25 protein-coding genes are annotated in these 22,160 nt (G+C 57.5%); 16 read left to right on the plus strand and 9 right to left on the minus strand.

Annotated elements, in window-relative coordinates; genetic code table 11:
- Positions 1-67: 67 nt before the first annotated feature.
- The 7 genes from Q0903_RS08380 (at position 68) to Q0903_RS08410 (ending at position 4,001) form a co-directional block, all read left to right on the plus strand.
- Positions 68-961, plus strand: coding sequence for an SPFH domain-containing protein (locus Q0903_RS08380; RefSeq protein ID WP_299030787.1), 894 nt, complete (start codon positions 68-70; stop codon positions 959-961).
- A complete protein-coding gene (locus tag Q0903_RS08385) occupies positions 961-1,233 on the plus strand; it encodes a hypothetical protein (RefSeq protein ID WP_299030786.1) in 273 nt (90 codons plus the stop codon). Before Q0903_RS08380 ends, Q0903_RS08385 begins: the two co-directional genes overlap by 1 nt.
- Before the next feature lie 83 nt (positions 1,234-1,316).
- Positions 1,317-1,679 carry an SUF system Fe-S cluster assembly protein gene (locus Q0903_RS08390; protein WP_299030785.1) on the plus strand — a complete coding sequence of 121 codons (363 nt, stop codon included), beginning with the start codon at positions 1,317-1,319 and terminating at the stop codon, positions 1,677-1,679.
- A gap of 153 nt (positions 1,680-1,832) precedes the next feature.
- On the plus strand, positions 1,833-2,459 hold the full coding sequence (locus Q0903_RS08395) for a hypothetical protein (RefSeq protein WP_299414583.1): 627 nt from the start codon (positions 1,833-1,835) through the stop codon (positions 2,457-2,459).
- Between the two features lie 63 nt (positions 2,460-2,522).
- Positions 2,523-3,245 carry a DUF3307 domain-containing protein gene (locus Q0903_RS08400; RefSeq protein ID WP_299414585.1) on the plus strand — a complete coding sequence of 241 codons (723 nt, stop codon included), beginning with the start codon at positions 2,523-2,525 and terminating at the stop codon, positions 3,243-3,245.
- A gap of 54 nt (positions 3,246-3,299) precedes the next feature.
- On the plus strand, positions 3,300-3,662 hold the full coding sequence (locus tag Q0903_RS08405; RefSeq protein ID WP_299030782.1) for an iron-sulfur cluster assembly accessory protein: 363 nt from the start codon (positions 3,300-3,302) through the stop codon (positions 3,660-3,662).
- 9 nt (positions 3,663-3,671) lie between these two features.
- Positions 3,672-4,001 carry a TfoX/Sxy family protein gene (locus tag Q0903_RS08410; RefSeq protein WP_299414587.1) on the plus strand — a complete coding sequence of 110 codons (330 nt, stop codon included), beginning with the start codon at positions 3,672-3,674 and terminating at the stop codon, positions 3,999-4,001.
- Between the two features lie 7 nt (positions 4,002-4,008).
- Here Q0903_RS08410 and Q0903_RS08415 read toward each other — a convergent pair whose 3' ends face one another.
- Positions 4,009-4,917 (minus strand): 2-oxoglutarate and iron-dependent oxygenase domain-containing protein, encoded by a 909-nt coding sequence (locus Q0903_RS08415; protein WP_299414588.1) that lies wholly within the window; start codon positions 4,915-4,917, stop codon positions 4,009-4,011.
- Between the two features lie 120 nt (positions 4,918-5,037).
- Between Q0903_RS08415 and tpiA the strand changes: the two genes are divergently transcribed.
- Entirely contained in the window at positions 5,038-5,787 is a 750-nt protein-coding gene (gene tpiA, locus Q0903_RS08420; protein ID WP_299414590.1) for a triose-phosphate isomerase, read from the plus strand.
- A 144-nt stretch (positions 5,788-5,931) separates the two neighbouring features.
- Here tpiA and Q0903_RS08425 read toward each other — a convergent pair whose 3' ends face one another.
- The 6 genes from Q0903_RS08425 to Q0903_RS08450 form a co-directional block, all read right to left on the minus strand.
- Positions 5,932-7,308 (minus strand): TRAP transporter large permease, encoded by a 1,377-nt coding sequence (locus Q0903_RS08425; protein ID WP_299030778.1) that lies wholly within the window; start codon positions 7,306-7,308, stop codon positions 5,932-5,934.
- 4 nt (positions 7,309-7,312) lie between these two features.
- Positions 7,313-7,993 (minus strand): TRAP transporter small permease, encoded by a 681-nt coding sequence (locus Q0903_RS08430; RefSeq protein ID WP_299030777.1) that lies wholly within the window; start codon positions 7,991-7,993, stop codon positions 7,313-7,315.
- A gap of 102 nt (positions 7,994-8,095) precedes the next feature.
- Positions 8,096-9,091 (minus strand): DctP family TRAP transporter solute-binding subunit, encoded by a 996-nt coding sequence (locus Q0903_RS08435; protein WP_299030776.1) that lies wholly within the window; start codon positions 9,089-9,091, stop codon positions 8,096-8,098.
- A 245-nt stretch (positions 9,092-9,336) separates the two neighbouring features.
- Entirely contained in the window at positions 9,337-10,566 is a 1,230-nt protein-coding gene (locus tag Q0903_RS08440) for a sigma-54 dependent transcriptional regulator (RefSeq protein WP_299414593.1), read from the minus strand.
- Positions 10,563-12,308, minus strand: a complete 1,746-nt coding sequence (locus tag Q0903_RS08445) for an ATP-binding protein (protein WP_299414594.1) — start codon at positions 12,306-12,308, stop codon at positions 10,563-10,565. Before Q0903_RS08445 ends, Q0903_RS08440 begins: the two co-directional genes overlap by 4 nt.
- Positions 12,309-12,448: 140 nt before the next feature.
- Positions 12,449-12,910: an Lrp/AsnC family transcriptional regulator gene (locus Q0903_RS08450; RefSeq protein ID WP_299030773.1), complete on the minus strand. Its 462-nt coding sequence runs from the start codon at positions 12,908-12,910 to the stop codon at positions 12,449-12,451.
- Positions 12,911-13,050: 140 nt separating this feature from the next.
- Between Q0903_RS08450 and cysG the strand changes: the two genes are divergently transcribed.
- The 7 genes from cysG to Q0903_RS08485 all read left to right on the plus strand — a co-directional run bounded on the left by cysG (position 13,051) and on the right by Q0903_RS08485 (position 19,250).
- Entirely contained in the window at positions 13,051-14,448 is a 1,398-nt protein-coding gene (gene cysG / locus Q0903_RS08455; protein WP_299030772.1) for a siroheme synthase CysG, read from the plus strand.
- Positions 14,448-14,762 carry a DUF2849 domain-containing protein gene (locus tag Q0903_RS08460; RefSeq protein WP_299414596.1) on the plus strand — a complete coding sequence of 105 codons (315 nt, stop codon included), beginning with the start codon at positions 14,448-14,450 and terminating at the stop codon, positions 14,760-14,762. The genes cysG and Q0903_RS08460 overlap by 1 nt, the downstream gene beginning before the upstream one ends.
- Positions 14,762-16,426, plus strand: coding sequence for a nitrite/sulfite reductase (locus Q0903_RS08465; RefSeq protein ID WP_299414597.1), 1,665 nt, complete (start codon positions 14,762-14,764; stop codon positions 16,424-16,426). The genes Q0903_RS08460 and Q0903_RS08465 overlap by 1 nt, the downstream gene beginning before the upstream one ends.
- Complete coding sequence (locus tag Q0903_RS08470) at positions 16,416-17,135, plus strand: phosphoadenylyl-sulfate reductase (RefSeq protein ID WP_299414599.1); 720 nt, start codon at positions 16,416-16,418, stop codon at positions 17,133-17,135. Before Q0903_RS08465 ends, Q0903_RS08470 begins: the two co-directional genes overlap by 11 nt.
- Complete coding sequence (locus tag Q0903_RS08475; protein ID WP_299030768.1) at positions 17,132-17,536, plus strand: DUF934 domain-containing protein; 405 nt, start codon at positions 17,132-17,134, stop codon at positions 17,534-17,536. Before Q0903_RS08470 ends, Q0903_RS08475 begins: the two co-directional genes overlap by 4 nt.
- 95 nt (positions 17,537-17,631) lie before the next feature.
- Positions 17,632-18,480, plus strand: a complete 849-nt coding sequence (locus Q0903_RS08480; RefSeq protein WP_299030767.1) for a ferredoxin--NADP reductase — start codon at positions 17,632-17,634, stop codon at positions 18,478-18,480.
- A gap of 89 nt (positions 18,481-18,569) precedes the next feature.
- A complete protein-coding gene (locus Q0903_RS08485; protein WP_299414601.1) occupies positions 18,570-19,250 on the plus strand; it encodes a M50 family metallopeptidase in 681 nt (226 codons plus the stop codon).
- Between the two features lie 51 nt (positions 19,251-19,301).
- Here the strand turns inward: Q0903_RS08485 and Q0903_RS08490 are convergent, their stop codons facing one another.
- Entirely contained in the window at positions 19,302-20,321 is a 1,020-nt protein-coding gene (locus Q0903_RS08490; protein WP_299414603.1) for a translation initiation factor 3, read from the minus strand.
- Between the two features lie 201 nt (positions 20,322-20,522).
- Between Q0903_RS08490 and infC the strand changes: the two genes are divergently transcribed.
- A complete protein-coding gene (gene infC, locus Q0903_RS08495) occupies positions 20,523-21,071 on the plus strand; it encodes a translation initiation factor IF-3 (RefSeq protein ID WP_299030851.1) in 549 nt (182 codons plus the stop codon).
- Positions 21,072-21,219: 148 nt separating this feature from the next.
- On the opposite strand, the gene Q0903_RS08500 is transcribed toward infC, so the two are convergent.
- Complete coding sequence (locus Q0903_RS08500; protein WP_299030764.1) at positions 21,220-22,014, minus strand: xanthine dehydrogenase family protein subunit M; 795 nt, start codon at positions 22,012-22,014, stop codon at positions 21,220-21,222.
- Between the last annotated feature and the right edge of the window lie 146 nt (positions 22,015-22,160).

Raw genomic sequence — 22,160 nt, forward strand, 5'->3', positions numbered from 1 at the left:
TGCGTCTTGCAATCAGGCCCCTGTGACACCACATTAAGGGCGTAACTTTATATTGGGGACGACGACGTTGAACATTGAAGAAATCCTGCTGGACTTGCTGCAAAATAACCTTGGCTGGTTGCTGTTGGCAGTTGTATTGATACTGGTCGTTCTCAAAGGCGTTAAAATCGTCCCCCAGTCAGAGCAACACGTGGTCGAGCGGTTTGGCCGCCTGCGTTCGGTTCTTGGGCCAGGGATCAACCTGATCGTGCCGTTCTTCGACAAGGTCGCTCACCAAATCTCTATTCTGGAACGCCAGCTGCCCACCGCGTCGCAAGATGCAATCACCCGCGATAACGTATTGGTGCAGGTGGATACATCCGTTTTCTACCGCATCATCGAGCCGGAAAAAACTGTCTACCGTATCCGCGATATCGACAATGCCATTGCGACCACGGTAGCCGGTATTGTACGCGCCGAAATCGGTATGATGGATCTGGACGAGGTTCAGGCGAACCGATCTGCGCTGATCACAACGATCAAGCGGAATGTTGAAGAGTCGGTAGAGAACTGGGGTATTGAAGTGACCCGTGCCGAGATTCTGGACGTGAACCTTGATGCCGCCACCCGCGCCGCCATGATGCAGCAGCTAAACGCCGAGCGTGCACGCCGCGCCCAAGTGACCGAGGCCGAAGGCTCCAAGCGCGCGGTCGAGCTTGCCGCCGATGCCGAGCTTTACGCCTCAGAGCAAACCGCAAAAGCGCGTCGCGTACTGGCCGATGCCGAAGCCTATGCGACCCAGGTTGTTGCTACCGCAATCAACGAGAACGGACTTGAGGCCGCGCAGTACCAAATCGCGCTTAAACAGGTCGAGGCCTTTGGCACGATGAGCAATGGTCAGGGCAGCAATACGGTTATCGTGCCGTCCGAGGCCCTTGCCGCCTTTGGCGATGCGTTCAAACTGCTGCGCGGGCGCGGCTGATGGAGGGTCTTCTTAACATCTGGTGGGTCTGGCTTTGCGCCGCCCTTGGTCTCGCATTGATTGAACTCATTGCCCCCGCCTCTGTGTTTTTGGGATTCGCTTTGGGTGCGCTGGCCATGACAGCCGTGGTTGCCTTTACCAGCGTTGCCAATACATCTGCCTTGCTGGCGGTGTTTGCGGCACTCTCGTTGGTGGCATGGATCGTGCTCAAGCTGGTATTCAAGAACCAGTCCAGCGGCGCACGCATCGTAACCCGCGATATTAACGAGTGATTTTTGATCCGCGCGCGTCACCTCCCTTTACGAAGGCCGCCGCAATCCATATATAAATAGTCAAGTATAAGCACGAGGCGCAGATGACCAATTCAACACCCCCTCTCGAAGGTACGCCGCTGATTGCGCCGTCCAGTACGGACCATCCGCTGTATGATCAGGTAGTAGAGGCGTGCCGCTCTGTCTATGACCCTGAAATTCCGGTAAATATTTACGAGCTGGGTTTGATTTACACCATTGATATCGATGCTGAAAATGCAGTGTCTATCAAAATGTCGCTCACAGCACCCGGATGCCCTGTTGCTGGTGAAATGCCCGGTTGGGTCGCAGATGCGGTAGAGCCTATTGCAGGTGTAAAGCAGGTTGATGTCGATCTGGTTTGGGAGCCGCCTTGGGGCATGGACATGATGTCTGACGAAGCGCGGCTAGAGCTTGGCTTTATGTAACGGCGACGTTCTGAACACCTGAAGTACCAGCACAAACGGGCCACTTGGATCACAAGTGGCCCGTTTGCGTTGTTGCCCCTCTGCGGGGGTGCTGTCAAACTAGCCAATACATTCAGCGTTACACGCAAACGGAATATCGGAGAGGAGCGACAGATGCAGCATATGGCCGTCTTTACGGGCGATATTGTACGTTCCACCGATATGGGCACAGATGAGCTGCAACGGATGTTTGCCGCCCTTGAGGTGCAATCGGACATGATCGGCCACTGGCCCGAAAGCAGCAGCATCTTTCAGCGGTTCCGCGGCGATGGGTGGCAGATGTCCCTGCCCGCCCGCTATGCCTTGCGCGCCGCTGCTGTTATGCGCGCCACGGCACGCGCCACGGGCAAGGGCCACGATACGCGCATTGGCATTGGTGTGGGGCTGGGCACCGTTAAAGGCAATGATCTGGCGGCGGCCGATGGTCCTGTTTTTGTTCAGTCCGGTCATGCCCTGGACAGAATGAAACGCAGCCCTCTCATGACGGCACCTGCAGCAGATGACCTGCTGCGCATTGCCCTTCCCCCAATAGACCGTATCGTGCAGGGCTGGACCGCCAAGCAGGCGCAAATTGCCGCGGTCTTGCTTAGCCCTGATGCGCCGACACACGATACATTAGCAGCCAGACTAGGCCAGACACGTCAACTGGTTCAAAAGCAGGCCGAGTCTGCAGGTCTTTCTGCCTTGCTTGAAAGCTTTGAGATAATTGAGCAATCCTGCGCCTCAACACAACAATCCTAATTTAGTTGCAACGCCAAAAAGCAACCCAATATGGTTGCTCAATATGAAAGCAAACCATTCGCTATGAGTTTACCGGTCATGCCCCTGTTGACGATAGAATTGCTGATCGCACTGGTCACGGCACATCTATTGGCGGACTTCGTTTTCCAGACCACTCATATGGTTCTGAACAAACAGCGCCCCGCGATTATGCTCATGCATGGCTTGCATGTCTTTGCCCTTACGGCCCTGTTTTCTGGTGGAGCGATGCAACTCAGCCTTGGCATTGCCCTTAGCCATGTGGCGATTGATATGGTCAAAGTGCATCTCGCGCCGGATAATTTGCGCAGCTATCTGCTGGACCAAGCGGCCCATCTCACTGTCTTGTTGCTGGCGGTGATGTGGCTGCCCGATGCAATCCTTGCCCATTGGTGGCCACCCCTGAATACCGATATGATCCAGATTGCGTTGGTCGTAAGCGGGTTGATTACCGCCACAATGGCTGGCGGGCCTGCGGTGGGCCACCTCATGGCGCGCTACAAATCCGACGCAAGGCCAGAGGGGCTGGAATATGCAGGTCGCATCATTGGTCTGATGGAGCGTGGTCTGATCTTTCTCATGGTCATGATAGGAGAACCCTCAGGCATCGGGTTTCTGATCGCGGCCAAGTCCATTTTGCGCTTTGACACCGTGTCACGTGACCAGAAGATGAGCGAATATGTGATTATCGGCACACTTGCCTCGTTCGGCTGGGCGCTGGCCGCCAGTTTCGCTACGATGGCAACCTTAAGCGCAATGGGCTACTAAACCCTTGAGATCGCCCGCCCGCGCCCTTATCTATGAGATCAAAGGAGCACGTCCATGTTCGCAATTCCAGGCAAGCAAGCGGTGACGATCACACCGAAGGCGGCAACGCAAATCATCAAACTGATGACAGCCAAAGGCCATGCTGGCCTGCGGATCGGTGTAAAAAAAGGCGGCTGTGCAGGCATGGAATATACCATGGAATATGTGGATATCGCCGATCCGAACGATGAAGTCGTCGAGCAGGACGGCGCGCGCGTGATGATTGCTCCAATGGCGCAGATGTTCCTTTTTGGCACGCAAATCGACTATGAAACCTCCCTGCTGGAGAGCGGTTTCAAATTCAACAATCCCAATGTCTCGGAGGCATGCGGCTGCGGCGAATCCATCAAATTCGACGAAACCCTCTTTGCCAAGTAGGTCTGCTCGGTGAGCCTGTCGCAGGCAGACATGGCATTCGCCCGCGAACTGTTTGGTAACATCCCCGATCTGACAACCCGCCGCATGTTCGGCGGTATGGGACTGTATTCAGGCGGCACAATCTTTGGCGTGCAGCTGTCTGACGGACGTATCATGCTAAAAGCAGTCAAAGGCCCCTTTGCAGACCGCATGTCAGATTTGGGCGGTGAGGAATGGACGACAATGCGCAAAGACGGCACACCGTCGGCCATGCCCTACTGGACCCTGCCGGATGCATACCTAGACGATCCGGAACAGGCCAGCGCCTTGGCATTCGAGGCACTCGCCGCCCTCCGCTAGGCGAGCCTCACTCGCTCTTTTGCAAATGCACATAGGTCTGCTCATAACGCGCTGCCAAATGCTCTCCGGCCAACACAGTCTTACCTGATCCCAAGGGCGCCACATTCGTGTCATGGGACGGATTAAAGAACAGCGGCACGGAAATCCGCTCCGCCGCGCCACCTACCACACGGTGCGGCGTCGCACGCACGCGCCCGTCTGTCCAGACCTCCATCATCTCGCCAAAATTGATAACAAAAACACCTGGCTGCGCGCTGACGGGAATCCAGCCACCGCCACGTCTGCGCACCTCCAAACCCGGTGCGCCATCGGTGGCCAGCAACGTCAGACAACCATAATCAGTGTGGGTGGCAATCCCGAAATCCCTCGCCCCCGCCCATGCAGGGCGCGACGGGTAATAATTGCCACGCAGCAAGGCCATCGGCGTCTCGAACCCCGCGTCAAACACATCTGTCGGAGCCTCGATAGACTGCGCAACACCGCGCAACACATCCATCGCTACCAGACGCGCAGCATCATAATAGCCAGACACAACCGTCTTGAAATTTGCCGGCACCAAAGGCCATACATTCGGCGCATAAACCGACATGGCACGCCGTGGATCATCGGCAGACAACTGCACACCACTGTCAAAAAACTGTTTGTAGTCCGGATTGGCATCGGGATCCACTTGCTCGGACCCGCTCGCCCCCCAGCCGCGGTTTGACCCAGTAGCAGCCATATCATAGGGTTTTTTGACGTCTTCGGGCAGCTTGAAAAATGCCCGATAGGTTGCAATCACGTGGGCTACATGCGCCGCACTCAGCGCCGTGTTATAGACCGTGGCGAAACCGATATCCGTTGCTGCCACTTCCATGGCACGCAGCGCCGCAGGTTCTCCCGCACTCAATGCAGCCAGATCTATTGACGGGATCATCGCTCTCTCCTCGTTTTCCATTATGCCCTCCTAACCCTAAGTACCGCCCACGCCAAGCGGGTCGTTGAACTGCACCCGCGATGGATGCTAGGTACGGCCAACAAAAGAGGAGGGCAGAACATGCGCCGCAAAATAGCCGCAGGCAACTGGAAGATGAACGGCCTCGCCGCCAGCTTGTCCGAGCTGGAACAGCTCGCAAGTGCCCTGCCCCCCCATGCGCCGGAAGTGATAATCTGCCCCCCCGCACCCCTGCTGTTCCGCGCAAGCGAAACGGTGCGCGGCAGCGCCATCCACATCGGCGCACAGGACTGCCACATGCAAGACAGCGGTGCCTTTACCGGCGATATCTCTGCGCAGATGATCGCCGATACAGGTGCAACCCATGTGATCGTCGGCCATTCAGAACGCCGCGCCGCCCATGAAGAACGCGATCGCGATATACGCAGCAAAGCCAAGGCCGCTTGGGCCGCCAAGCTCACCGCGATCATCTGCATCGGCGAGGCACTGGAGGACCGTGAGGCAGACAACACCCTCGACATCATCGCAGGCCAGCTTGCAGGCTCCCTGCCCGATGGCATGACCGCTACGAATTCCGTGATCGCATATGAGCCGATCTGGGCCATTGGGACAGGCAAGGTCCCGACGCTGGAGCAGATCGTCGAAGTACATGATTTCATCCGCACCAAACTCACCATCCGCTACGGCGCGGAAATCGCAGATATGATCCCACTGCTTTATGGCGGCTCGGTCAAGCCAGACAATGCCGCCACCATTTTTCAGGCCGAAAACGTGGACGGTGCGCTTGTCGGCGGCGCTTCACTCAAATCAGCCGATTTCGCCCCCATCATCATGGCGCTCGCACAAAGCTGACGCGCCCCGCCAGCCACCCAGCTTCTTTATTTTTCCCTTAAACTCGATCCCACATGTGCAAAGGGCGCAGGACCTTGATTTGTCCTGCGCCCTCTCTGCGTACACCATAATATCGCGCAGGCGCAGCCTGCTCCGCTGGATCACCTAGCGGGTGATAATCTCGGGTCCCATCATCATTGTCGGCAACCATGTGGAAAGGATCGGGATATAGGTCACCATAATCAGGAAGACGAACAACACGGCAAGGAACGGCAAGGCCGCACGCACCACGTTCATCATCGGCATATTCGCCACGCCAGAGGTCACAAAAAGGTTGAGACCTACAGGCGGGGTGATCATGCCGATTTCCATGTTCACAACCATGATGATACCCAGATGGATTGGGTCAATCCCGAGCTCGATTGCGATGGGGAACACCAACGGCGCTACGATAACCAACAGGCCCGATGGCTCCATAAACTGGCCGCCGATCAGCAGGATGATATTGACGATCACGAGGAACATCACCGGACCAAAACCCGCATTGAGCATCGCCGCCGAAATCTGCTGGGGAATCTGCTCGTCGGTCAATACATGCTTGAGGATCAGCGCGTTGGCGATGATGAACATCAGCGTCACTGTCAGCTTACCTGCCTCAAACAATGTGTCGCGCACATCGCGGTGGAAAAACACTGTGAGCAGTGCTTTGGGCTTTTCCCACAACGCCAGATTGTTGCCATCCCCTTTTACATGCAAAGGCCCCATATCGCGGTAAACCATGGTCGAGATGAAGAAGGCATAGACCGCGGCAACAGCTGCTGCTTCTGTGGGGGTGAAGATGCCTCCATAGATGCCGCCCAGAATGATCACGATCAAGAACAGACCCCAGCCTGCCTCAAAGCCGGATGAGCGTACTTCGCCCCAGCCTTTCCACTCACCCTTGGGCAAATTGCGCACACGGGCGATGATATAAATCGTCACCATAAGCATGGTGCCGGCCAACAAACCCGGAATGACCCCCGCGAGGAACATCCGCCCCACCGATACATCGGTGGCAGAGGCATAGACCACCATGACGATACTGGGGGGGATCAGAATACCAAGTGTGCCAGCAACCGCAATCACGCCCGCGGCAAAGTCCTTGGTATAACCCACCTCCCGCATCCCGACGATCACGATAGAGCCGATGGCAACCACCGTGGCAGGGCTGGACCCTGAAAGGGCCGCGAAAAGCATACAGGCAAACACACCCGCAATCGCCAGACCGCCAGGCAAATGCCCGACCAGCGCAATAGAGAAACGGATGATCCGCCGTGCCACGCCCCCCGTCGACATAAACGACGAAGCGAGAATAAAGAACGGGATCGCCAATAGTGTATAGTGCCCTGCCATCGCCTGAAACAGTGTCTGCGCGATTGATGCAAGCGAGGTATCGCTGAGCACCAGCAAGAACAGGATCGACGAGGTCCCCAAGGATACCGCAATCGGGACACCGATCAGCATCAGGCCGATCACCATTGTAAATAGAACAACAACTTCCATGTTCTTAATTCCCCGCGTTCATATGTGCGACGTCTTTGACGTCATCTTCGGCCTCGTGGCTCACGATCAGGCTGGTTGCTTCGCCACGCCAAACGCGGAAAAACGCCTGAATAAATCGAAACAGCAGCAGCGCCATACCAAAGGGCAGCATGGCGTAGGGGATGAAGCGCGGCAGTTTTTCATAGGTCTCCCCCTCATTCATGATCGGCTCGATCCAGCGCAGCCATTCGGGGAACGGAATATCAATCACTTCGTACCATGCCTGATCGCGGCTATTGGCAAAACCTGTGGGAAACCAGCGGCCCGTTGTGGCATCAAGACCTGCGAAAGGGGCCCAATAGTCCCACGCACCTTTTAGAACCAGCGCTGCATATGCGATGCAAACTGCGCCTGCGACAAGCGCCAGAACCTTGCGTGTCGGGGGTGAAAAGAGGTTGATCAGCGCGTCGACCCCCAGCTGTGCAGTTACTTTGACCGTATAGCTGACCCCGAACAGGACCAGCCATGCAAATAAAAATGTCACCGCTTCCAGCCCCCAGATGAGGCCAGTATTAAAGCCGTAGCGCAACACGACGTTGATGAAGGTAATGATCGTCATCAGACCCAGCAAAACAGCGATCGCCGTCTCTTCGATCTCGTTGACGATGCGGCCAAGAGCCGTCTTTGCCACATAGGCATGTGCCATGGGGGAACACTCCTGCAAAAGAGAGAGAGGGGGGCGCGCGCAGTTGCGCGTCGGACCACCCCGCCCGACAGATCAGGCGAGGTGGTTTGATGTCAAAGACGCTTAGTGCTTGGCGTTGATCGCCTGCGCTGCGTCGATGTTCTCTTGACCAACATCTTCGCGGAACTGCTCCCAAACGGGTTTCATCGCTGACACCCAAGCGTCACGTGCTTCCGCGTCCAGTTCGCGTACAACGCCGCCCGCCTCGATGATCGCGGCTTTTGCGGCAGCGTTCACGTTGGTGGATTCCGCGTTGCGGGCTTCGGTCACTTCGTTGACGATTGTTGTCAGCTGCGTCCGCACATCATCTGGCAGGCCTTCGAACCAATCTGTCGATGTCACCAGCATATAATCAATGATGCCGTGGTTGGTCTCGGTGATGCCGTCCTGCACTTCAAAGAACTTCTGGCCATAGATGTTGGACCAGGTGTTTTCCTGTCCGTCCACAACACCGGTTTGCAGCGCGCCATATACTTCGGAGAAGGCCATCGGCTGGGGCGAGCCGCCCATCGCTGCCATCTGTGCTTTCAGAACGTCAGAGTTCTGTACGCGGAACTTGAGGCCATCAGCATCGGAGGGCAGGTTCAGCGGTGTGTTGGCCGACATCTGCTTCATGCCATTGTGCCAGAACGCAAGGCCCAGCAGACCGCGACGTGTCATGGATTCTTTCATCGCCTGACCGGTTTCGGAGTTCTGGAACTCGTCTACAGCATTGATGTTTTTGAACATGAACGGAAGGTCAAAGATGCGGAACTGCTTGGTGAACTGCTCGAATTTGGACAGCGAAGGCGCAGCCATTTGCACGTCACCTTGCAGGAGTGCTTCCAAAACCTGATCATCGTTGTACAGCGTGGACTGCGGGAACACTTCCATGCAGGCTTTGCCGTTCATCTCGTCATTGATGCGCTGCTCCAACAGGGAGGCGGCGATGCCTTTAGGGTGCTTGTCAGTATTGGTGACGTGGCTCAGCTTGATGACGATTTCGCCGTCATCACAGGCAGCGGCAACAGCGCCGGCAGACAGGGTGATGGCCAGAACGGCCGCGGTTACAAACTTCATGGTGTCTCCTCCCAGAGAATTGAACGCAAGGCGGCTTTGCGCCGCTGTGAACATACTTTATGCGGGAATGAGCCTATCGCAACCGCCACAATTTACGTCACACGGAAAAAAATATTTTCCATTACTTTCAATAATCTAAACTCGGCACAGCATATGATAGCGCAAACGATAAATTTCGCCCGTGCGAAATCTCGCACCCCTGCGCCCAAAGCTGTGCGGAAATCCGCACAGCCACACAGCACGACTCAGCCTCGAAAATCTTCGGGTTTCAGCCCGTAGCGCGCGCATTTGTCGTAAAAGGTTTTGCGCGGCAACTGCAATGCGCGCGCCGCTTCGGTTGCCTGACCTTGGGCGCGGCGCAATGCCCCCTCGATCAGTGATTGTTCGATCTGAGCCATATGGGCAACCAGCCCTATTGTCTCGTCCACTTGCGGGGCCTCGCGCATCCCCATCACAAACCGCATCGCTTCTGTCATCAATGCACGCGCGTTGCCCGGCCAGTCGCGGGCCATCAGCTCTGCTTCGATCTGCGGGGTGACGGGCGGCGCGTGCTGGCCGCTTTGCTCGGCGGCTTGTGTAACATACCTGCGAAACAGCACGGGAATATCCTCTGGTCGCTCGGCCAGCGCAGGAATGCGCAGCGGCATGACCGTCAGGCGATAATAAAGATCAGTGTTGAACCGCCCTGCCTCAAGCTCGGTCGCGAGATCGCGTGTTGTGCCCGCGATCAGGCGTGTTGACGGCATTCCATCCAATACCTCGGCCAAGGCCAGCTGGCTTTGCGCGGGCAGCATTGTAATCTCGTCGATGAACAGGCTTCCCCCCTCCCCTTCGCCAAACGCTGTGGCAAGGGCGGCGGCGTCCAGATCGCTTGCCGCACGCTTTAGAAAGGGCCGCTTGGAGCGCGCAGAGCTCAGGTGGATAACCTCTGCAACTTTGGAAATACCTGTGCCCTGCGCTCCTGTAACCAATACCTCGCCGCTGGCCTGCGCCACACGGCGCACCTGCGCACGCAGCCCTTGCGCCAGATCCGAAGTGCCAAAAATCATCCGCGCTGCCGGATCACCACTCTCGACAAGCTGGCGCAAAGCGCGGTTTTCCAGCACCAGTGCCCGCGTTCGTAGCGCACGCTCAACCACGGCCAACAGATCTTTGGCAGCGCAGGGCTTTTCCAGAAAATCAAACGCCCCCTCACCCATCGCCTTTACTGCCATGGGGATATCGCCCTCTCCTGTCAGCAGTATCACTGGTAGATCGCTATCGATCCCGCGGACATGTGCCAGCAGGTGGAAACCATCGCGCCCCGGCATCCGGATGTCCGACACGATAACACCGTCGAAATCCGCGCTGATATGATCGGCCGCCACCACAAAAGACCCTGCAGCGATACATGCCAGATCGGCCAGCTCAAGCGTTTGGCTCAGGGCTTCGCGCACCGCGGCATCATCGTCGACCAAAAGAACCGTACTGCTCATGCGGCCTCCGCCTGTTCGATGGGCAACAGGCTCACGGTGAAACACGCGCCTTGTTCTGTGTTCTGTGCCCTTATCTCGCCCCCAATGCTATGCACAATCGCATAGCTGATAGACAGGCCAAGCCCGACCCCTTTGGCTGCTCCGATGTCTTTGGTGGAATAAAACGGGTCAAAAACCTGTTCGGGCGCTTTGATCCCGTGACCGGTATCCGAAAGCTTCACCAGAATACGTGCGCCTTGAACGATCTCGATGCCGAGACGGCGCTCTGATGCCTCTTCCATCGCGTCCAGCGCATTGCTGATGAGATTGATAAAAACCTGCCCCAACCGAACCTCACCACCGCGCACCCAGACGGGAGCCTGCGGGACAGTGTAATCCAGCGTGACGCCCATCGACGCGCGCCGCGTCTGCGTCAAATCCAGCACCGAAGCCATCACCTCTCCCAAATCAACCTGCACTTGCTGGACAGTTTCTTGTCTGGAGAACGCGCGCAGGTTCTTGATGATCCGCGCCATACGCTCCGCCATATCCGATATCCGCGCAAGATTCTCTGCGGCGCGCTGGGGCTTTCCACGTTCCAGAAACTGCACACCATTTTCGGCAAAGGACTGAACGGCCATAAGCGGCTGGTTTAGTTCATGGCTGATCCCTGCGCTCAGCTGACCCAGTGCGCTCAGCTTGCTGGCCTGAACCAGATCATCCTGCGCCCTTGCAAGCGCCAACTGTGCCTCTGTTCGCTCGGCGGCTTCGACGCGCAAGGCATCATTGCTGTCACGCAGGGCTTTTGTGCGCGTGCGAACCCGCTCCTCCAGCTGCGCATTTGCCAGAGTAAGCGTGCGCCGCCGCTCTGTCGCCAGAAACAACAATGCGCCGAAGGCCAGACACAGCGCTGCCACGGCAGCAGCCTGGGACGCAGCCAAACGGCGCACGGGCGCAATATCCATCAGCACCTCCCCCGTCATTCCAATCACGGGCAGTTGTTGCGTCAGATGCAATGCTTCTTGCGGCAGGTATGGACCCCAGCCCATCTGCCATATCTCGTGGCGACCCGACCTATGTACCGTTAGCGCTGGCACTTCACCTGTCGGCGGGCGCAAACCCGCTGCGTCCCTTGGTTTGCGCCAGAAGATCAATTCGGACCGGTTAGATACCTGTACCTGCCCCCGTCCGTCGGTAAAAAATACTGGCGGTGTGTCACCGCGCCAAGCATAATCGACAGAGGCCAGATCGGTCGAGACCACCAGCGCGCCCAGCACGCCTCCCTGTGGGCCAAAAACAGGAGCGGCGTAGAAGTAGCTGCGTCCGACACCTGCATCATGGGGTCCGTACCCGCGCCCGAGAGCACCATTCAGCGCACGGCGCACAAAAGCACCAGCCCCGGCATTGCCTGCGCCATCCTCGGCCGCCGCCCGTACACGACCCGTACGATCAACAACCATCACATCAAGCGCCGCCGCCCGATCCGCAACAGCGCGCAACAGCGCACGGTCATCCGGAACGGCACCCTGCTGTAGAACCTGTACAACTTGCGGATGATCAGCCATCACAACTGCCAGATCGCGGTAGCGTTGCAGCTGCCCCACCAAACGGTCACTGGCCAGCGCCAGATCCGCGCTGCCCCGTGCAGACAGCTGCGCCATGCCATGCTGCACCGCATAGCGCCATACCACCGAGGACAGCACCGCCACGCCAATCAAAAATACCACAATGCCAAGGCCACGCGGGCCGAACTTCAATCTCATGTTGTGCAGATTATGCCGCTGATGCGGCCTTGGCCAGCACAACTACAAGAACATCCCAGCGCAGCAGATGGCTCACATTAACCTCGGGCGCCCGTAGAACGGAATGCGCGCAGCGCCCTTCGGGATCACACCTGTGCAAGCTAAAGCGGCAGCATTGTCGTTGATTTGATCTGCTCCATCGACAAAAGAGCTGTGACATTGTGCACGCGGACCTCAGAAATCAGGGCTTGGTAGAAACGGTCATAGGCGCGCGCATTTTCCACACGGACCTTCAGGATATAGTCGATGTCCCCCGCCAGTCGGTGCGCTTCTTGCACTTCGGGGCGGTCTTGCAAGGCTTTGAGGAATTTTGCCTGCCAGTCGGCTTCATGCTCCGATGTGCGGATCAGCACGAAAAAACATGCTTCGAACCCTAACGCCTCGGCATCCAGAACCACCGTCTGCTGCCCGATCACACCCGCCTCACGCAGTTTCCGAATCCGGTTCCACACCGGCGTCTTGCTAGAGCCTACCTCGCGCGCAATATCATCCAGCGAGCGGCTTGCGTCGCGTTGCAGCGCCGCCAGAATTTTCCTGTCTATGTCATCAATTCGGACACTCATTCTACGCACTCCCGATTTCCAGACCGCCTGTTCCGATCTCCGCCACAGATAGAACATGCGTTCTTACTTGGCCAGCCATATGGCGCACAATCAGAACTTTATCCTATATTGAAGGCTACACAGCAGAGGATATTGCCCACATGGACCACTTTCCCATCTTCCTAAGCACCCAGACCGCCCGCATTATTGTATCGGGTGGCGGCGATGCGGCCATGGCCAAGCTGCGCATCTTGATGAAATCCTCTGCCAAGATCACTGTTTTCGCCGCCGACCCCGCGACCGAGATCGAGCAATGGCATCATGCTGGCCGTCTCACTCTGGTTACCCGCGCGATGGATTATGGCGACGCGCTCTGTGCCAAATTGTTCTATGGCGCGAACGAGGATGCAGCCGAGGATGCACGCACCGCGCATCTGGCGCTAACCTGTGGGGCGCTGGTCAATATCGTCGATAATCTGGAAGACAGCCAGTTTATCACGCCCGCAATTGTTGACCGAGACCCCGTGACCATCGCCATCGGAACCGAGGGCGCCGCCCCCGTTCTGGCCCGTGCGATCAAGGCTGATCTGGAAGAGCGGTTGCCGCAATCGCTCGGCGTGCTGGCCCGCATCGGCAAGACGTTCCGCAAAGCGTCTTATGCCTTGCCTTTTGGCCGCCCGCGCCGCGATTTCTGGCGCGAGTATTATTTCAACACTGGCCCACAGGCCTTTGCAGAGGGCGAGGCAAACGTCCTGCCCGCGCTGCACAGCTTGCTCGACACCCATCTGACCAAACCCGCGCGCGCGGGCCATGTGGCGTTTGTCGGTGGCGGCCCGGGTGATCCGGAGTTGCTGACCCTCAAAGCGCGCCGCGCGCTGGATGAAGCGGATGTGGTCATCTACGACCGCCTCATAACGCCCGAAATTCTGGAGCTGGCACGACGCGAAGCAACACTGATCGACGTAGGCAAGGAAGGCTTTGGCCATTCGACCCCGCAGGAATACATCAATGCCTTGTTGGTCGAGCATGCGCAGGCAGGCGCGCAGGTTGTACGGCTTAAATCCGGCGATGCCACGATCTTTGGCCGTCTGGATGAAGAAATTGACGCTGTGGATGCCCATAACATCGGCTGGCACATCGTGCCTGGCATTACCTCCGCCTCTGCCGCTGTGGCAGCCCTCGGCCAGAGCTTTACCAAGCGCGGGCGCAATGCCTCTGTACGGTTTTTGACAGGCCACGACACGCGCGGCTTTGCCGACCACGACTGGACGACGCTGGCCCGTCAGGGCGAGGTTGCGGCGATCTATATGGGCAAGAAATCGGCCCGCTTTATTCAGGGGCGTCTGCTGATGCACGGGGCTGACCGTCACACACCGGTTACCCTGATCGAAAACGCATCGCGCCCCGACCAGCGTGTAATCGAAACCACGCTAGATGCGCTGCCCGCCGCGCTGCAGGCCGCACAACTCAGCGGCCCTGCCCTGACCTTTCTGGGTCTTGCACCGCGCGCGGCTCTGGCTGCCGCCCCTGCCATTCCCCGCCTTGAGGAGCTTGCATAATGCCCAAATCATTTCAGCCATCCGTCATCACCGCTAATGCTTTGCTTGAGGGCGATGTTGTCTATTTGAGTGGCGACGCATGGGTCCGCCAATTGGAGGATGCCGAGGTGTTCCACGATGAAGCAGACGCGCAGATCCGTCTACTCGAGGCCAGCGCGCGCGTCTCCGAGGTGGTCGGCGTCTACCTAAGCCCCGTCAATACGGCACAAGGTGAGATCAGAACCACACATTTCCGCGAGACGTTCCGCGCCACTGGCCCGTCCAACTATGCCTCGCATGGCAAGCAAGCCCAGCCCAAGAGAGAGACAGCATAATGTACGCCTATACCGATTTTGACGCGAATTTTCTGGCCGAGCGTAACGCACAGTTCCGCGCGCAGGTTGAACGCCGCATTGATGGCTCCTTAACCGAGGATGAGTTCAAGCCCCTGCGCCTGATGAATGGCCTATACCTGCAATTGCACGCTTACATGCTGCGCGTCGCCATTCCCTACGGCACACTCAACAGCCGTCAGATGCACAAGCTGGCCGATATCGCTGACAAGTGGGACAAGGGCTATGGTCATTTCACTACCCGTCAAAACATCCAGTATAACTGGCCCGAATTGCGCGATGTGCCCGACATGCTGGATGCGCTGGCCGAGGTCGATATGCACGCCATCCAGACTTCGGGCAATACCATCCGAAATGTGACTGCCGACCATTTTGCAGGCGCAGCAGCAGACGAAATCGCTGATCCGCGCCCCGTAGCCGAGCTGATCCGCCAATGGTCTACAGACCACCCCGAGTTCCAGTTCCTGCCGCGCAAATTCAAGGTCGCCGTATCAGGTGCTGCCCATGATCGCGCTGTGCTGAAAGCCCATGACATCGGCCTGCGCATTGTAGAGCGGGACGGCACGCGTGGTTATGAGGTGATCGTGGGCGGTGGCCTTGGCCGCACGCCGATGATCGGCAAGGTGCTGTATGATTTTGTTGCCTCCGACGATCTGCTGCCCACGCTGGAAGCGATTGTGTCAGTCTATAACCTGCTGGGCCGCCGAGATAATAAATACAAGGCGCGGATCAAGATCACCGTACATGAACACGGCATCGACGATATTCGCGCCCGCGTTGGTGCCCGCTATGCCCTGATCCGCCCGCAGTTCACAGGCGTTGACCAACAGATGCTGGCCCGTATCGAAGCTGATTTTGCCGCGCCCCGCTTTGCCGCCAAATCTGTAGGCGCTTATGAAGCGGCCTATACCAACGATCCGGTCTTCCGTGCCTGGGCCGATACCAACCTCGCCGATCACCGCGCAGCGGGCTATGCGATTGTGTCCATATCACTGAAGGCACACGGTGCCACACCGGGGGATGCGACATCGGACCAGATGCGTGTGATGGCGCAACTGGCTGCGGAATACGGCCATGATGAATTGCGTATCAGCCATGAGCAGAACGTGATCTTGCCGCATGTACACCGCGCCGATCTGCCTGCCGTTCACGCGCGCCTGAAAGACGCAGGCCTTGGCACCTCTAATATCGGTCTGATCTCTGATATTATCGCTTGCCCAGGTATGGACTATTGCGCGCTGGCGACGGCCCGCTCCATCCCGATCGCACAGGAAATCGCGATCCGCTTTGATGAATTGAAGCTGGAACATGAAGTGGGACCGCTCAAGATCAAGATATCGGGCTGCATCAATGCCTGCGGGCATCACCATGTAGGCCATATCGGCATCCTTGGGCTCGACCGTGCGGGCGTGGAAAGCTACCAGATCACGCTGGGCGGTGACGGCACAGAAGACGCTGCCATCGGCGAACGTGCAGGCCCCGGATTTTCAGCCGATGAAATCATCCCCGCAATCGAGCGTATCGTGTTGGCCTATCTTGAGCTGCGCCATGCGCCCGCCGAGACATTTCTGGATGCCTACCGGCGCCTCGGCTTGGCCCCGTTCAAGGCGGCCCTCTACCCCGAGGCAAAAGCAGATGCCGCTTGATGATCCATTGGACAGCCGTGTTGGCGCGCTCAACACCGCGCTAAAACACCACGCGACCAAAGATATTCTGCGCCGCGCGTTCGAGGCAGCGCCAAATCTGGCGCTTGTCTCCAGCTTTGGTGCGGAAAGCGTGGCGTTGTTGCATCTGGCGGCGCGTGTGAAACCCGATGTGCAGGTAATATTTATCGATACCATGCTGCTGTTTCCCGAAACGCTGACCTATCAGCGCGAGGTCGCGCGCGGCCTCGGCCTGCGGCGTGTGCAGGTGATCCGCGCCGATACCAGTAGCGATCCCGACAACACGCTGAACCAGCGCGATCCCGATGCCTGCTGTGACCTGCGCAAAACGGCTGTCCTTGCTGCCGCACTTGCCAGCTATGATGGTTGGATCACGGGGCGCAAACGCTTTCAATCCGGCCAGCGCGCCGATCTGCAAGCTTTTGAGGTGGAACAGGATACCGGCCGCATCAAAGTCAATCCGTTGGCCCATTGGACCAGTACCGATGTGCAAGACTACATCACCGAGAATAACCTGCCGCGCCATCCGTTGGTGGCGCGTGGGTATCCATCCATCGGCTGCGCCCCCTGCACAACCCCTGTTGCAAAGGGTGAAGATCCGCGCGCAGGGCGCTGGCGCGGAACACAAAAAGACGAATGCGGCATCCATTTTGTGAACGGCAAAATGGTCCGAACAGGAGCGACACAATGACTGTAATTGTAACAGATAGCGGATTTGCCGCCGAGGACTGGACGCAAGGGTTTTGCGGCGCGGGCGCTGCGAACGACTGCGCGGCACTTGATCTACCCTCTGATGCGGACCCGGAAACTGTAGACATTGATGCACCTGCCTTGCAGATGATCCGTATCGATTTCCCATCTTCGGCAGACGGGCGCGGATTTACCATTGCGCGTGCCTTGCGGCTGCGCGGCTACACAGGACGTCTGCGCGCGCGTGGTCATGTGCTGGCCGATCAATACGCCATGGCACGACGCAGCGGTTTTGACGAGGTCGAGATCGACGAGGCCCTCGCCGCCCGTCAACCTGCCGATCAATGGCAATTCCGCGCAAACTGGACCGAACACAACTACCAGGCGCGTTTGCGCGGCTAAGCCGCGCATCGGCCCCACAATTTGATCCAGCGCATTGTATGCGCCCTTCCCCCTGTCTAGAAAAGGACCGTGGAGCACTGCTCTGCGGAGAAATTATGACCGAGCATAGACCTGTGACCACTGATACTGCAAAACCCGTCCCCACCCTGCCTGATGCGCAAACAGTCACGGCCGTAAAGCACTGGACAGACCGCCTGTTTTCATTCCGCGTGACGCGCCCTGCCTCCATGCGCTTTCGCTCTGGTGAATTTGTGATGATCGGTCTGATGGGCGAGCCGCATCCCGAGACCGGCAAGCAAAAGCCGCTGCTGCGCGCCTATTCCATCGCGTCGCCCGCGTGGGATGACGAGCTGGAGTTCTATTCGATCAAGGTTCAAGACGGCCCGCTGACCTCACGGTTGCAACACATTCAGGTGGGCGACGAGATTATCCTGCGTCCCAAACCTGTCGGCACGCTGGTCCATGATGCACTCCTGCCGGGCAAACGCATCTGGTTTTTCGCGACGGGTACGGGCTTTGCCCCCTTTGCCTCGCTGCTGCGCGAGCCAGAGACCTATGAAAAGTTTGACGAGGTAATTATCACGCACACCTGCCGCGATGTGGCAGAGCTGGAATACTCCCGCCAGCTGATCGAAGACTTGCAGGCAGACGAGCTTATGCAAGAACTTATCGGCGTCGAGAATCTGGCCAAAATCCGCTACTATCCGACAACCACCCGCGAACAGAGCCCCAAGATGGGGCGGATCACAACACTGCTGCAAGATGGCACTGTGTTCCGCGATCTGGGGATTGACGGAATCACCGTCGAGAATGACCGCGCCATGGTCTGCGGTTCAATCGGATTGAACACCGACATTAAAGAGGTGCTGGAAGGGTTCGGCCTTGAGGAAGGTGCGAATTCTGATCCCAAACACTATGTTGTTGAAAAAGCGTTTGTCGGCTGACACCGATGCGCAGGGCCAAACCCCGATGCAGACCAAAACAGGGCCGCGTGTGAATTGACATTCACCGCGGCCCTATGCGTGATCGGGATATGATATATCTTAAGTCCCACTGGCAGGTTCTCGCGCTGCTTACCCTTGTCTTTGCGCTGTGGCAGACGCCCGTTGTTGTGCCATTGAAAATTCTCATCGTTTTTCTGCACGAGCTTTCCCATGCCACAGCCGCATGGCTGACGGGCGGCAGTGTCGAGCAGATCTCAATCTCGTCCGACCAAGGCGGGTTTGCAGTGACCCGCGGCGGCAGTCGTTTTGCAATCCTGTCTGCGGGCTATCTCGGCTCGCTGCTGATGGGTATGGGTTTGCTCATGATCGCGCTGCGCAGTCAGGCAGACCGTGCAGTAACCGCACTGCTGGGCGCTGTGATGCTGCTGGTGACCGCATTCTATATACGTGATGCGTTTGCGGCGGCCTTCTGTGCGGGAGCAGGGGTGCTGTTGCTTGCCATGGCACGTTTTCTGGGCCACGGGGCAAATGATATGACGCTGCGGGTAATCGGCCTCAGCAGTTTGGTCTATGTGCCTTACGATATCTTCGACGACACAATCGCACGTTCTTCGCTGCGCTCTGACGCTTACATGCTGGCGGAGGAATTCGGAGGAACTGCGATGCTGTGGGGAGGTCTGTGGCTGGTGCTGAGTGGTGCGATCATTTTCTGGTGCCTGCGCAGTATTCTGGGTAAGTCCAGCAACCTGCCTTTCCCCCACCGCGCATGAAAAAAGCCGCCCCCGAAGGAGCGGCTTTCTCACGGACTATGGTCAGTCGGCTTACATGCCGAGTGCTTCGCGGATTTTTTCCAGCGCTGTTTTCAACAGCTCGGGATTGTCTTGCGCCGCTTTCAAACCGTTGCTCAGCAATGTTTTCTGCACTGCACCCAGCTCGGATTCTTCCAGCATTTTCGACACTTTTTCCAGATCAAAGCCATCAACAGTCAGCAGATCTGTCAAGCTGCCTGTCGCTGTCTCTGTACCCTCGGCTGCAACTTCTGCAGCTTCGTCAACTGCAGCTTCTGCCGCTGTTTCGGTTGTCGCCGTTTCGGTTACGGCTTCAGTTGCCTCTGCTGCTGCTTCTTCTGTCGCAGCTGCGGCATCGGTTGTTGCTTCTGTCACAGCTTCTTCGGTTGCTGCTGCAGCATCAGTTGCGGTTTCGGTCGCGGTCTCAACTGCTTCGCTTGCAGTCTCTGAAGCCGCTTCTGCGGTGTCCGATGCAGCATCTGTGGTGGCGTCGGCAGCGTCTGTCGCGGCTTCAGTTGCCTCAGTGGCTGTATCAGTCACTGCATCCGCTGCATCAGAGGCTGCCTCGGTCACAGCGTCAACCGCATCTCCTGCAGTCTCGGCCGCGGCGTTTGCCGTATCTGCCACTGCATCTGTTGCAGCTTCAGCGGTTTCAGTTGCGGCTTGTGCAGCATCACCAACAGTCTCGGCAACGGCATCTGTCGCAGCTTCTACCGTTTCGGTCACAGCGGTCGCAGCTTCATTTGCTGTCTCGGTCGCTGCATCAACTGCACCTTCAGCAGCTTCTGCAACAGCATCAGCTGCTTCGGTGGCAGTCTCTGTAACGGCAGTCACCGCGTCTGACGCGGCCTCTGCCGCGGTATCCACAGCATCAGTGGCCGTTTCGGCAACAGCATCCGCAGCGTCAGAGGCGGCAGCAGTCGTTGTCTCTACTGCTGTCGTCGCTGTCTCGGTGACATCACTTGCGATTTCCTGAACACTGCGGCCAGAGTACAGCACATAACCGCCAACCCCAATGATTGCAGCAACAACGATCCAAACCAGATTTTTCATATATCTTTCCCTTTTTTTACGACCCGAATGGTAAAGTTGCATCAGGGTCGTCCATTAGCGCCCAAATGCGCTCGCACAAGCCTAGGTTCAAGGGGAAAACGCACAACTCCGCGACAAGGTTGCATGATTTTCGCCTTGAACGACCGGCAGCTAAGGTCTAATTTGCGAAATCGGTAATTAAACCATCAAAGGACGACCATCATCGCTCGCAGACCGCATAACGCCCCGCCGCAACGTGACACCGGCCCACGCGTCAATGAGAACATTCGCTCAAATGAAATCCGCCTGATCGGCGCTGACGGTGAAAACGTCGGTGTTGTGACACCCGCCCGCGCCATGGACATGGCGGATGAGGCTGGTCTTGATCTGGTAGAAATTTCGCCGAACGCCAACCCGCCCGTGTGCAAGATCATGGATTTTGGCAAGTTCAAATACGAGACGCAAAAGCGCGAAGCTGAAGCGCGCAAAAAGCAAAAAATTATCGAGATCAAGGAAGTCAAGTTTCGTCCGAACACGGACAGTGGCGACTATGAGATCAAGATGCGTAATGTCTTTAAGTTTCTGGGCAATGGCGACAAGGTAAAGATTACCCTGCGCTTTCGTGGCCGCGAAATGGCCCACCAGAACCTTGGCCGCGAGCTGTTGGAGCGTGTGGCCGAAGACGTCAAAGAACACGGCAAGGTCGAGAACTTTCCAAAGATGGAAGGCCGCCAGATGGTCATGCTGATCGGTCCGCTTCCGACCAAATAAGCTTGCTGCATTCCGCTACAGGATTTACGCCTCGGCCCCAAAGGGTCGGGGCGTTTTCATTTCTGCGGCTATGGGAATTGGAGCTTACCTGCAAAAAGAGCCGCGCAATCCTGCGCGGCTCACTTCTTCAATCCGGTTGGTATTGGCTCTAGCCGGTTATCGCCGCTACTGCGCGTTTGGTCATGACACCAACCAGATGCGCACGATATGCGCCAGAACCATGCAGATCGCTGATCATCTGTGATCCGTCTGCTTTCAGGTCGGCGACAGCATCCGCGCTAAAATTTCCGTTCAGCGCCGTTTCGGCGTCTGTCCAGCGAAACACACCATTTTCGGACGCGCCCGTGACAGCAACACGAACACCGTCGCTAAACTTGGCCACAAAGACAGCAACCAGCGGGAACCGTGAAGCAGGCTGCAAGTGCTTTTCATAATGCGCCGCTTCTGGCACGGGAAAGCGCACTTCGGTTACAATCTCACCCTCTTCCAATGCAGTTTCGAACATACCGAGGAAATAGTCATCTGCCGCGATTTCGCGCGCGTTGGTCACAACCGTTGCCCCCGAGGCAAGAACACCGGCTGGGTAACACGCAGATGGGTCATTGTTGGCGACAGAGCCCCCGATGGTGCCACGGTTACGTACTGCGGGGTCGCCGATGCGTGCGGCCAGCGATGCGAGCGCCGGATAGTCGGTGGCAACTTCTGCCGCCACATCCGCATGAGTTGTCGCCCCACCGATGCAAATATGGCCAGCCTCGTTCTTGCAAACACCCTTCATCTCGGAAACACCATGCAGCGATACCAGCACTGAAGGTGCCGCCAGCCGCGCCTTCAGTGTCGGGATCAATGTTTGCCCGCCGCTCATTGGTTGTGCCTCTTCACGCTTCAGCGCCTGCACGGCATCTGCCACGGTGCTGGGCATTTCCACATCAAAATTATACATCTTATCTCCCTTTCAAAGCAGGACCGGTCTCACTCACACGCACGACCCCCCGCTTCATTTTTCCTATAAACTCACGGGCGCACAGCGCCCTGCAACATATCCACCGGCACAGGGCGAGATGGAGGGCGCAAAGCCCCCCAGCCCCG

This window comes from uncultured Sulfitobacter sp., from assembly GCF_947502895.1.
In the GTDB taxonomy this organism is placed as follows: domain Bacteria; phylum Pseudomonadota; class Alphaproteobacteria; order Rhodobacterales; family Rhodobacteraceae; genus Sulfitobacter.